9 protein-coding genes and 1 pseudogene are annotated in these 12,244 nt (G+C 68.5%); 4 read left to right on the top strand and 6 right to left on the bottom strand.

The window, feature by feature from the left end:
• Positions 1–35: 35 nt before the first annotated feature.
• The gene (locus tag DIE16_RS16155) at positions 36–410 is read left to right on the top strand and encodes a YXWGXW repeat-containing protein (RefSeq protein ID WP_124488197.1); all 375 of its coding nucleotides are present in this window, start codon (positions 36–38) and stop codon (positions 408–410) included.
• Between the two features lie 297 nt (positions 411–707).
• Here the strand turns inward: DIE16_RS16155 and DIE16_RS16150 are convergent, their stop codons facing one another.
• Positions 708–1,094 (bottom strand): helix-turn-helix domain-containing protein, encoded by a 387-nt coding sequence (locus DIE16_RS16150; protein ID WP_124488215.1) that lies wholly within the window; start codon positions 1,092–1,094, stop codon positions 708–710.
• 259 nt (positions 1,095–1,353) lie between these two features.
• Between DIE16_RS16150 and DIE16_RS16145 the strand changes: the two genes are divergently transcribed.
• Positions 1,354–1,830 carry a nuclear transport factor 2 family protein gene (locus DIE16_RS16145; RefSeq protein ID WP_124892749.1) on the top strand — a complete coding sequence of 159 codons (477 nt, stop codon included), beginning with the start codon at positions 1,354–1,356 and terminating at the stop codon, positions 1,828–1,830.
• A gap of 265 nt (positions 1,831–2,095) precedes the next feature.
• On the opposite strand, the gene DIE16_RS16140 is transcribed toward DIE16_RS16145, so the two are convergent.
• Both DIE16_RS16140 and DIE16_RS16135 read right to left on the bottom strand, forming a co-directional pair.
• Positions 2,096–3,346 carry an MFS transporter gene (locus DIE16_RS16140; RefSeq protein WP_124892748.1) on the bottom strand — a complete coding sequence of 417 codons (1,251 nt, stop codon included), beginning with the start codon at positions 3,344–3,346 and terminating at the stop codon, positions 2,096–2,098.
• Positions 3,347–3,496: 150 nt separating this feature from the next.
• A pseudogene (locus DIE16_RS16135) lies at positions 3,497–3,733 on the bottom strand (MFS transporter); the annotation flags it as partial.
• 338 nt (positions 3,734–4,071) lie between these two features.
• On the opposite strand from DIE16_RS16135, the gene DIE16_RS16125 reads away from it, so the two are divergent.
• Both DIE16_RS16125 and DIE16_RS16120 read left to right on the top strand, forming a co-directional pair.
• Entirely contained in the window at positions 4,072–4,605 is a 534-nt protein-coding gene (locus DIE16_RS16125) for a VOC family protein (protein WP_124892746.1), read from the top strand.
• Positions 4,606–4,648: 43 nt separating this feature from the next.
• Positions 4,649–5,404 (top strand): glucose 1-dehydrogenase, encoded by a 756-nt coding sequence (locus DIE16_RS16120; protein ID WP_124892744.1) that lies wholly within the window; start codon positions 4,649–4,651, stop codon positions 5,402–5,404.
• A gap of 189 nt (positions 5,405–5,593) precedes the next feature.
• On the opposite strand, the gene DIE16_RS16115 is transcribed toward DIE16_RS16120, so the two are convergent.
• The 3 genes from DIE16_RS16115 to DIE16_RS16105 all read right to left on the bottom strand — a co-directional run bounded on the left by DIE16_RS16115 (position 5,594) and on the right by DIE16_RS16105 (position 12,243).
• On the bottom strand, positions 5,594–7,111 hold the full coding sequence (locus DIE16_RS16115) for a cytosine permease (RefSeq protein ID WP_124892742.1): 1,518 nt from the start codon (positions 7,109–7,111) through the stop codon (positions 5,594–5,596).
• A 465-nt stretch (positions 7,112–7,576) separates the two neighbouring features.
• Positions 7,577–9,073 carry an efflux transporter outer membrane subunit gene (locus tag DIE16_RS16110; RefSeq protein WP_124892740.1) on the bottom strand — a complete coding sequence of 499 codons (1,497 nt, stop codon included), beginning with the start codon at positions 9,071–9,073 and terminating at the stop codon, positions 7,577–7,579.
• Positions 9,070–12,243 carry an efflux RND transporter permease subunit gene (locus DIE16_RS16105; RefSeq protein WP_124892738.1) on the bottom strand — a complete coding sequence of 1,058 codons (3,174 nt, stop codon included), beginning with the start codon at positions 12,241–12,243 and terminating at the stop codon, positions 9,070–9,072. Before DIE16_RS16105 ends, DIE16_RS16110 begins: the two co-directional genes overlap by 4 nt.
• Position 12,244 lies beyond the last annotated feature (1 nt).

Genomic DNA, 12,244 nt, shown 5'->3' with positions numbered 1-12,244 from the left:
AAGGCGGCTCCGACAACATATATAGAGGACCCGCCATGAATCGACGCTCGTTGCTGCGCGCCGTCGGACTGACCGCCGCCTTCGCCGCCACCGGCGGCTGGCTGCGTACCGCCTCGGCCCAGCCCGCCCCACCCGGGTACCGGCCGCCGGGACCGCCTCCCGGCCACGGCAGGCCGCCTTATTCCGATCGCCCGGGCTTCGCGCCGCCTGCGCCGCGGCATGATCGCCGGCCGCCGCCTCCACGGCCGCACGGCTATGTCTGGACCGACGGCTACTGGCGCTGGCAGCGCGGCCACTATATATGGGTGTCCGGACGCTGGGTCGCCCGCCGCCCCGGGCGCAGGTGGGTACCTGGATACTGGCGGCGCCAGGGTCAAGTGTGGGTCTACGTCGACGGCACCTGGCGTTAAGTCGTCCGCGGCGGCCGTGGCTCGGCGCGAAGCCGCCGCTTCCGCGCCCTTGCCGATCGACACGCCGCCCTGTCTGCATTCGAGCTGACCGACCGGGCGGATGCCGATCGCGCTCGCCCCGGTCACGACGGTCGTCGGCCCCCCTCAAACGCCGATCGCCACGCGTGCGTTGCGCCCTTCGCGACACCGCACGCGAAAGCAGCGCCCTCGAAACGTTCGGATAACGAAATCATCTGTTGCTGCCGCAACGCACGCATCCTGTCGCCGGTCGTCACGCGACCACACGACGCACGCTGCTCAACGCCCGCTGCTTTCCTGCTCGCGCGCGCGGCGACGGGCCGCGCAAATCGCACGATGATGTTCGTCGGCCCAGCGGATCAGCGCGTGCATCGGCGTCAGGAACGAACGCCCGAGGTCCGTCAACGCATATTCGACGCGCGGCGGCACCTCCGCATACAGCGTGCGGCTGACGAAGCCGTCCTGCTCGAGCCGCTTGAGCGTGCGCGACAGCATCTGCTTCGACACGTCGCCGATCGCACGGGCGAGTTCGTTGAAACGCATCGTGCCGCCGGACAGCGCCTCGAGCACGAGCAGGCTCCACTGGTCGCCGATGCGGTCGAGCACATCGCGGATCGGGCACGGCTGATCGAGTTCGACGGATTCGTCGGCGGACGGAAACGACATGACGGGATTCTCTTTCACGGGCAATGCACGGTCACCGCGGTGTGACCTGTTCACACCGCGGTGACTTCTTGTGACGGGTTCGCGGCAACTGTACCATTCGATCGACTCGATGGCCGAGCGGACTTGCCAGTTCTACGAAGCATGCGCACGCGCACCACCGGCACCCCGTCGCCGCCGATGACGACGATCGGCGTCATCCGCAGTCGCACACCACGCACCGCGCGTCCGTCCACGCATCTCCAGACAAGGAATCTGCCGCATGTCATCGCTCCGCTCGCCCGTCCGCACCGTTGCCGCGTTCGTCCTGCTTGCCGCATCGACCGCCGCGCCGGCCGCCGGCCCGGCCGCGCGCGACCTGGCCGCCGAGGAAGCCAACCGCCAGCTCGTGCTGACGTTCTACGACCGCTTCTTCAACAAGCACGAAGCGCTCGAGGCTGCCGCCGTCGTCGCCGACGACTACAAGCAGCACAACCCGCACGTGCCCGACGGCAAGAAGCCGTTCGTGTCGTACTTCGTCGGCGCGTTCCAGAAGAACCCCCGATCGCGCGCGCAGATCGTCCGCAGCGCGACCGACGGCGACCTCGTCTATCTGCACGTGCATGCGACCGAGCGCCCGGGCGATCGCGGCGAAGCGGTGGTCGACATCTTCCGCGTGAAGGATGGCAAGATCGTCGAGCACTGGGACGTGATCCAGCCGGTGCCCGAAAAAGCCGCGAACGGGAACACGATGTTCTGACCGGGCGGGCCGCGCGCCGATGCGCGGCCGACCGCTTCGCACGCTTGAACGCGGCCAGCGCACCGGCCACGCATGCGTCGTGCGACATCGAGCGCGAGCACCTGCCCGGCCGTCAGCACGTCGCCGCACGCGGCCCCGCGCCAGATTGCCGCCGTGGGCTGACCCGTCGTGACCGCGAGGCGCCAGTGCAGGGCCGCGCGGTCACGCGCGACAGCGGCCCGCAGGACAACGTCCGACAGGATCGGGCCAACCTGCGCGCAACCGTCTACGACAGCGCGGCCGTGCGCCCGCCGGCCTGCTTGCGCCCGTAGCCCACCATCATCACGAAGCTGAGCAGGAAGCCCGCGCCGCCGATCAGCAGCAGCCCGCTCTCGCCGAATACCGGCAGCAGGTTCGTCAGCGCGCCCGTCACGACCCATGCGACGGCCATCACCGAGCCCGCGACGCCGAGCACCCAGCCCTGCCGGTCCTCGCTGACGGCATCGGAAAACGCCGTATACATGGTCGTGTAGGCGACCATGTCGAAACAGCCGACCACCATCGCGAGCACCCACAGCACCGGCTCGTGCGGAAACAGTGCCGACGCGATCTGGCCGAGGCCCGCGACGAGCAGGCCCGTCTTCGCGATGTCGACCACACGCCACACGCGCAGCATCAGCCGCACGACGAACAGCAGGCCGAACACGAAGCAGATGCCGATCACGCCGCTGAACAGCCCGAGCCGCGCGCTCGTATAGCCGAACTTCGCCTGCAGCAGCAGCATGATGGTCTGCAGGTAGAGTCCATAGCCGACCTGCATCAGGAAGAACACCACCGACAGGAACGCGACGTTGCGCTGACGTGCGGCTTCCCCGATGATCCGCAGCGGCAGCAGCGGATCGATGCGCGTGTCGCTGCGCGGCGCGGCCGTGTCGCGATACGACGCCGAGGTCCAGAACGCGCACACGAGCGACAGCGCGGCGACGAGCACGAACGGCGTGCCGTAGTCGAACAGCGGCGAGATCGTCCGGTCGGACGTGACGCCGCCGAGCACGGGGCTGACGATCACGCCGGCGCTGAACGCGAGCGACATGATGCTCATGTTGTACGCCTTGTTCCCGGGCGTGCTCAGGTCGGTGATGGCCGCCTGCGCGATGCCCTGGCAGCCTGCCATCAAACCGGTGAGCCCGCGGCCGGCCAGCAACAGCGCGACGCTCCCGTGCCACGCGCCGGCGGCCATCAGCGCGTAGCCGGCAGCAAGGCCGAGCACGCACAGCAGCAGGATCCGGCGGCGGCCGTAACGGTCCGACAACTCGCCCATCAGCGACGAGCCGAAGAACATGCAGAGCGGATAGATCCCGTAGCCGACACCGAGGTAGAAATTGCGCGCGTGTTCGCCGGCGTCGGCCGGCAGGATGCCCGCGTGCGGATCGCTGAAGATCGCGGACATCATCGGGTAGACGAGCCCGAACCCCATCGCGTCGATCGCGATGGCAAGCAGGCAGGGGCCGAGCAGCGTGTAGTCGAGCCGGGACATGGCGACCTTCCGGACAGAGTGGATGATCGCGCAAGCGTAACGAGCGGGCGGCGCCCCTGGTAGGCCGCCGCCCGCGATGCTAACCATCGGCGGCGCCGATACGTTGCATGCCGCCCGGGCCGATGGCTGATCGCCCCGAGTGGCGAACGACTATTTGGCGCTCAGCGGCTCGCCCGAGAACTGCCGGCGCGCGAGCACGCACGGCGCGCCGTCGTGCATGAACACGCTTGCGGCCAGCCCGAACGACGCGGCGAACAGCACGTACCACGCGGGCGCGACGGGCGACCCGCTCGCACGCGTCAGCCATGTGACGATGAGTGGCGCGAAACCGCCGAACACCATCACGGCAACGTTGTACGCGAGCGCGACGCCGGTCGATCTCGTCCGGTTTACGCGCTTCGTCAGCTTCGGCTCCGCCCTGCTTCCCTGCTTCCCTGCTTCCCTGCTTCCCTGCTTCCCTGCTTCCCTGCTTCCCTGCTTCCCTGCTTCCCTGCTTGCCGCTTGCCGCTTGCCGCTTTCCTGCTTCCGCGCTTTCCTCGCCTTCCTCGCTCGTCCTGCCCTGTACGCAAATCCGTCGTCAGCGATGCAGCGCCGAGCGCCGTCCGCATAGCGTGCAGCTAGTCCGTTTGGACGGCACGCCGCGCCGCCTTTGTTGCCATCATGACCGTCACTCATCGCGCGCCGGATGCCGCACGAAACGGCGCCGCGCCCGCCACGGAGACACCATGAACGACCCTATCCTCGGCCCCATCGACCAGATCGGCTATGTGGTCGCCGATCTCGACCGCAGCATCGCGCGCTGGCGCGCCCGCCACGATGTCGGCCCATGGACCGTGTTCCGCAACGTGCGGCTCGACGGCCGCTGCCTCGGCGAAGCGACGACGGTCACGATGGATGTCGGGCTCGCGTATCGCGCAGATCTGCAGATCGAACTGATCCACGTGACGAACGACGCGCCGTCGCCGTACCGCGATGCGCACGGACAACTGTTCGCGGGCCTGCATCACGTCGCATGGGTGGTCGACGATCTCGATGCCGCCGTCGCGCAACTTACGGCACGCGGGCTGCGCGTGGTGTTCGACGCGCACAACCCGGCCACGCGCGTCGCCTATCTCGACGACGCCGACGATCCAGGCGTGCGCGTCGAAGTAATCGAAGGTGCAGGCATGCGCGCGATGATCGCGCACGGCATCGCCGAAGCGCATACCTGGGACGGCGCCGATCCGGTCCGCATCATCGACGCGTCGGCCGCCGCCTGAGCGGGCCCGCGCGCGTCCCCCTTCACTCACAGGAGCAAACAGGATGAAACGACTCGAAGGCAAGGTAGCGCTGATCACGGGCGGCGCCCGCGGCCAGGGCGAGGCGGAGGCACGCCGGTTCGTCGCCGAGGGCGCACGCGTGGTGATCGCCGACGTGCTGGACGACGCGGGCCGGCGCGTCGCGGCCGAACTCGGCGACGCCGCGCGCTACCAGCATCTCGACGTGACGAACGAAGACGACTGGCGCACCGCCGTCCACGCGGCGCTCGCGCAATTCGGCCGGCTGGACATCCTCGTGAACAACGCGGCGATCCTGAAGCTCGTGCCGATCGAGTCCTGTTCGCTCGACGACTATCGCAAGGTGATCGACGTGAACCAGGTCGGCTGCTGGCTCGGCATGAAATCGGCATTGGCCGCGCTGAAGGCTGCGGGTGGCGGCTCGATCGTCAACGTGTCGTCGACGGCCGGGATGGAAGGCGTGGCCGGCGGCAGCGCGTATGTATCGAGCAAGTTCGCGGTGCGCGGGATGACGAAGGCCGCCGCGCTCGAGTTCGGCCGCTACGGGATCCGCGTGAACTCGGTCCATCCGGGCGGCATCGACACCGTGATGGCACGCCCGCCGGAATACGCGGATTTCGATTCGTCATCGATCTACAGCGGGCTGCCGATCGCGCGTATCGGCAAACCCGACGAGGTGGCGAGCCTCGTACTGTTCCTCGCGTCCGACGAATCCGCGTATTGCACGGGTTCGGAATTCATCGTCGACGGCGGGATGCTCGCGGGCAGCACGTTCCACTGATCCGCAGCGGAGTCGACACGCGCCCGCCTGCCCGGCGGGCGCTTTCGTTTTCAGCCGCGCGAAGGAGAAGTCAGGGGCGGCCTTCCATACGCGCATACAACCCAGCATCCTGAAACAACCATGCCGCCGGCGGATCTCCCGCGCGGCGGCACCGGTATTTCCAGCGCGCAGCGACGCGCGATGCTGCGCTCAATACCCCTTCGGCTGAATCGCCGGGGCGCCGACACCGCGCGCCGACTGCCTGCCGCCGCGCACGAGGAAACGTCCGCGCGCGCCGTACACGCCTTCCGCTTCCGGATACACCGTCAGCAGCACGAAATACAGCAGCCCGCCGACCGCCAGCGACACCGGCACGCTGAGATCGAGCCCACCCGCGAGGTTGCCGAGCGGCCCGACGAACTGGCCCGGCAGGTTCACGAACGACAGTCCGATGAAGGCCGCCGGCAGCCACGCACCCATCGCGCGCAGGTTCCAGCCGTGCGTGAACCAGTAGTGGCCGCCGCGCAGCCCGCGGTTGAACACCTGCAGGTCGTCCGCGAGATAGAAACCGCGGCGCGTCACGTAGCCGATCACCATGATCGCCATCCACGGGCAGCTGAACGTGTCGATCAGCGTCGAGAACGTCGCGACGCTTTCGACGAGGTTGAACCAGAAGCGGCCGACGAAGATGAACGCGATCGCGATCGTGCCGATCAGCAGCGTCGCGCGCACACGGTTCAGGAAGCGCGGGAACATGCTCGACACGTCGAGGCCCGTGCCGTACAGCGCGGTCGTGCCGGTCGACATCCCGCCGATGATCGCGATCAGGCACATCGGCAGCAGGAACCAGCGCGGCGACACGGCGAGCAGCCCGCCGACGTAGTCGTTCGACGCGATGAACGCGGGCGCCTTCGACGCGATGATGGTCGCGGTCGCGAGCCCGAAGAAGAACGGCACGAAGGTCGCGATCTGCGCGGCGAACACGGCGGCCATCACGCGCCGCTTCGGCGTCTGCTGCGGAATGTAGCGCGCCCAGTCGCCGAGCGTCGACGCGAACGACACCGGATTGCTCAATGCGACCAGCACGGCGCCGACGAACGCGGCCCAGAAGCCTGCGCTGCCCTGGTTCAGCGTGCCCGCGTAGTTCAGGTCGAACATCCCCGCGAACGCGAACAGGCCGGCGACGAACAGCAGGCTCGCCGCCCACACGGCGATCTTGTTGACCCACAGCATGAAGCGAAAGCCGTAGATGCAGACGATCAGCACGAGCACCGCGAACACCATGTACGCGGCGCCGAGTGTGAAGCCGTTGACCGGCACGCCGACCATGTCGTGCGCGCCGCCGACGAGCGCATCGCCCGAGCTCCACACCGCGAGCGAGAAGAACGCGATCGACGTGAGCAGCGCGAGGAACGACCCGACGATCCGGCCGTGAATGCCGAAATGCGCGCCGGACGACACGGGGTCGCTCGTGCCGTTGCGCGGGCCGAACAGGCTCATCGGCGCGAGGATGCAGGTGCCGGCGAGCACGCCCAGCACGATCGCGCACATGCCGGCCTTGAACGACAGCCCGACCAGCACGGGAAAGCTGCCGAGCACCGACGTGGAAAACGTGTTGCAGCCGCCGAACAGCAACCGGAACAGATCGATCGGACGCGCATAGCGCGATACGTCGGGAATACGCTCGAAACCGAACGATTCGACTTGGGTAATCCTGCCTTCAGTCATTTGTCTCCAGCTCCTCTGGCGCGTCGGTACGGCCCGCGACTGCGGCCATACGACACATCGTCATCGATTTGCGGCCACTCTAAACCGGATCGGGCAGCGCAAATATCACGCATTCGAGACGTTTACGACGAGGCAGAACAATGTTTCGCGACGGGGAATCGACCGGTTGGCGCGCCGCGCGGGCGGCCCGGGCGATGCAAGGTGCGCCGACCGATGCGCCGGGCCGCCGCCGGCGCGCGAGCCGGCCGGCGATCCGGCCCCGCCGAACGGCCGGCATCGCTGCAAGGCAGGCGCACGGAGTGCCATGCCGATCAACGAGACCGGCGCGGCATCGACCGTCGTCAGTCCGTGCGACGCCGTTGCGGGCCGGCAACGGGGACGCAGGCGCCTACCCGGCGATGCGAAGTCGATCGCCCGGCGGGCGAACCCGACGTCCCTGCCCGCCGCGCGACCCGCGCCCTCGCCCTACTCCCCCGATCGCGCGAGCGGACCGGGTGCCCGCTGCGCCGTTTCCGACGGCCAGCCGCCCGCGAGCGCCTTGTACAGCGCGACCGTCGATGCCGCGCTGCGCATCCGCCCGTCGGCCGCCGCGTCCTGCGCCTGCAGCAGCGTCCGTTGCGCGTCGAGCACTTCGTAGTAGTCGATCGCACCGGCCGAGAAGCGCGTCTGTGCAAGCTGTGCCGCGCGAGCGCTGTCGTCCGCCGCGCGCACGAGGTGCGCGGTCTCCTCCCGCGTGCGGGCGACACGCAGCAGCGCGTTCTCCGTTTCCTCCAGCGCGCCGAGCACGGTCTGCCGGTACTGCGCGAGCTGGCCGGCCGCGTCCGCGTCGCTCGCCGCGATCCGCGCGCGCACGCGGCCGACATCGAGGAACGACCAGTCGATGCCGAGCGCGATCAGGTTCGTATCGCTGCCCGCACGGAAGAATCCGTAGCTGCTCGTCGCGCTGCCGAGCAGCCCCGACAGCGTGAAGCGCGGAAACAGGTCGGCTGTCGCGACGCCGACGCGCGCGGTCGCCGCGTGCAGTCGTGCTTCGGCGGCAGCGACATCGGGGCGGCGGCGCAGCAGGTCGCCCGGCGTGCCGGGATCGATGTCGGCTGCAAGCGCCGGCAACGGTACCGGCACGCCTTTCGATGCGGCAGCGCTCGGGATGTCGAACCGGCCGATCAGCGCATCCGGCGTCTGCCCGGTCAACACCGCGAGCCGATGCTCGTCGACGCCGATCGCCGCTTCGTACACGGCGATCCGCGACGTCGTCGATTCGTACTGCGCGCGCGCCCGCGCCGCATCGAGCTCGGAGCCACGTCCCGCACCGACGCGCGCATTGATCAGCGCGAGCGTCTGCTTCTGGTTGTCGGCGTTCTCGCGTGCGATCCGCAGCCGCTCCTGCGAGCCGCGCAGATCCACGTACGTGCTCGCGACCTCGCCCGCGATCGCGACACGCACCGCGCGCACGTCGGCCGCACTCGCAGCCGTTTCCGCCCGCTGCGACTCGATCGAGCGGCGCACGCCGCCGAACAGGTCGAGTTCCCACGCCGCATTGATCCCGACACTGGAGATCGGCGTATCGCGCTGGCTGCGCGGCGCGCCGAACGCCTGGTCCCTGCTCGTCAGCTGATGGCCGATCCGGCCGCTCGCGGTAATCGTCGGATAGCGGTCGAACGCGGCCTGCGACAGCAGCGCGTTCGATGCGTCGTAGCGCGATACGGCGACCTGCAGGTCCTGGTTCGCGGCGAGCGCCGCATCGATCAGCTGCGTGAGCGCCGGGTCGCCGAAGCCGCGCCAGAACGCGGCATCGGCAGCGGCCGACGCGTCTGGCGACGACGCATCGGGCGTGGCCGGATGCGCGTCGCGCGCGAAGCGCGCGGCGCTCGCCGTAGCGGGCCGCTTGAAATCGGGGCCGACCGCGCACGCGGCGAGCGTCATCGACAGCGCGAGCGCGGAAAGACGGAATGCGGCGCTCATCGGTTTTCTCCTTCGAGGGTGCCGTGCTGTTCGCTCCACACGGCCGGCGTGCCGCGCGCGAGCTTGCGGATCGCCACGTAGAACACGGGCGTCAGGAACAGCCCGAACAACGTGACGCCGAGCATCCCCGCGAATACGGTGACGCCGGTGGCGGCGCGCACTTCGCTGCCCGCGCCGCCGCCGATCAGGAGCGGCACCGAGCCCGCGATGAACGCGACCGACGTCATCACGATCGGGCGCAGCCGCAGCCTGCATGCCTCGAGCGCCGCTGCGATCGCACCCTTGCCCTGGATTTCGAGTTCGCGTGCGAACTCGACGATCAGGATCGCGTTCTTGCACGCGAGCCCCATCAGCACGACGAGACCGACCTGCACGAACACGTTGTTGTCGCCGCCGGACAGCCACACGCCGAACAGCGCCGCGCACATGCACACCGGCACGATCAGGATCACCGCAAGCGGCAGCGTCCAGCTCTCGTACAGCGACGCGAGCACCAGGAACACGAGCATCACCGCGAGCGGGAACACGACGATCGCCGCGTTGCTCTGCGTGACCTGCTGGTAACTGAGATCGGTCCATTCGAGCGTGATGCCCGGCGGCAGCACGTCCTTCGCGATCTGCTGCAGCTTCGCGATCGCCTGCGACGACGACATCGCCTTCGGATCGGCGTCGCCGATCAGGTCCGCGGCCGGATAGCCGTTGTAGCGGACGACCGGGTCCGGCCCATACGCGGGCGCGACCGTCACCATCGAACCGATCGGCACCATCTCGCCTTTCGCGTTGCGCGTGCGCAGGTTCGCGATGTCCGCGGCCGTCTGCCGGTGACCGGCATCGGCCTGCGCCATCACGCGGTACACGCGGCCGAACGCGTTGAAGTCGTTTACGTACATCGAGCCGAGATAGACCTGTAGCGTGTTGAACAGGTCGGTGAGCGCGACGCCTTGCGCCTTCGCCTTCAGCCGGTCGACCTTCACTTCCAGCTGCGGGATGTTCGCCTGGTACGAGCTGACGGGATAACTCATCCCCGGCGTCTTCGCGACCGCGGCCTGAAACGCCGTCAGTGCCTTCTGCAATTCACCGTAGCCGAGCCCGCCGCGATCCTCGAGGTAAAGCGAGTAGCCCGAACCGTTGCCGAGGCCCTGGATCGGCGGCGGCATCAGCGCATAGGTGACGCCGCCGCCGATCGCCGCGAAGCGTGCGTTCAGGTCCGCGTTGATCTGCGCGGCGCTGCGGTGACGCTGGTCGAACGGCTTCAGGATCACGTACGAGTTCGTGATGTTCGGCGTGTTCACGCCTTGCAGCGCGTTCAGCCCGGCAAACGCCGGCACCATCTCGACGCCGTCGGTGCCGAGCGCGATCTTCGTCATCTGCTCGGTGACCGCGCTGGTGCGGGCGAGCGACGCGCCCTCCGGCAGCTTCGCGCCGGCGAACAGGTACAGCTTGTCCTGCACGGGGATGAAGCCGCCCGGCACCGCGTTGAACAGCAGCGCGGTCGCGGCGAGCAAGGTCGCATAGACCGCGAACACTGCGCCGCGCCGCTTCAGCGTACGCGCGACCACGCCGTGATAGCGATCGGAGCTGCGCTCGAAGAAGCGGTTGAACGGTTGAAACAGCCAGCCGAATGCGCGGTCGAGCACGCGGGTCAACGCATCCTTCGGCGCGCCGTGCGGACGCAGCAGTTTCGCGGCGAGCGCGGGCGACAGCGTCAGCGAGTTCACCGCGGAGATCACCGTCGAGATCGCGATCGTCACCGCGAACTGCCTGTAGAACTGGCCCGTCACACCCGACATGAACGCCATCGGCACGAACACCGCGCACAGCACGAGCGCGATCGCGACGATCGGCCCCGACACCTCGCGCATCGCCTGGTGCGCGGCGTCGCGCGGGCTCAAACCCTGTGCGATGTTGCGCTCGACGTTCTCGACCACCACGATCGCATCGTCGACGACGATCCCGATCGCGAGCACGAGCCCGAACAGCGTCAGCGTGTTGATCGAATAGCCGAGCAGGTAGAGCCACGCGAACGTGCCGACCACCGACACGGGCACCGCGACGAGCGGAATGATCGACGCGCGCCAGGTCTGCAGGAACAGGATCACGACGAGCACGACCAGCACGACGGCCTCGATCAGCGTGTGCTGCACCGCGCGGATCGATTCGCGCACGAACACGGTCGGGTCCCACACGGGACGATAGGCGACGCCCGGCGGGAAACGTTTCGACAGTTCGTCGAGCTTCGCATACACCGCCTTCGCGACGTCGAGCGCGTTCGCGCCAGGCGACAGGAAAATGCCGACCACGGACGAATGCTTGTCGTTGAAGTACGAGCGCAGCGTATAGTCGCCCGCGCCGAGCTCGATGCGCGCGACGTCGGACAGCTTCACGACCTGGCCGTCGTCGCCGTTGCGCAGCACGATGTCGCCGAATTCCTGCGCGGTGCGCAGCCGGCCGCGCACGTTGATCGACACGAGGAAGTCGTTTTTCTTCGGCGTCGGCTCCGCGCCGAGCTGGCCGGCCGACACCTGCACGTTCTGCTCGCGCACCGCGGCGATCACGTCGCTCGCGGTCAGCCCGCGCGACGCCAGCCGGTTCGGGTCGAGCCAGAGCCGCATCGCGTAGTCGCCGGAGCCGTACACGCCGACGTCGCCGATGCCGGTCAGGCGCGACAGCTCGTCCTTCACGTGCAGCGTCAGGTAGTTGCGCAGATACAGCGAATCGCGGCTGTTGTCCGGCGAATAGAGACTCACGTACATCAGCGGCGTCGGCGACTGCTTCTGCGTGGTCACGCCGTACTGGCGCACCTCGTCCGGCAGGCGCGACAACGCCTGGCTCACGCGGTTCTGAACGCGCACGGCGGCCGTGTCGGGGTCGACGCCCTGCAGGAACGTGACGACGACCTGCAGGCTGCCGTCCGAACCTGCGACCGACTTCATGTACATGATGCCTTCGACGCCGTTGATCGCCTCTTCCAGCGGTTCGGCGACCGATTCGGCGATTTCCTTCGGGTTCGCGCCCGGGTACGTCGCGCGCACGACGACGCTCGGCGGCACGACTTCCGGATATTCGCCGGCCGGCAGCATCGGGATCGAGATCAGGCCGATCGCGAAGATGACGATCGACAGCACGACCGCGAAAATCGGCCGGTCGATGAAGAAGCGGGAGAAATCCATT

Source organism: Burkholderia sp. Bp9090 (assembly GCF_003857985.1).
Classification (GTDB): Bacteria; Pseudomonadota; Gammaproteobacteria; order Burkholderiales; family Burkholderiaceae; genus Burkholderia.
The sequence above is the reverse complement of the archived record's forward strand: the minus strand, read 5'-3'. Positions and strand labels throughout refer to the sequence as shown.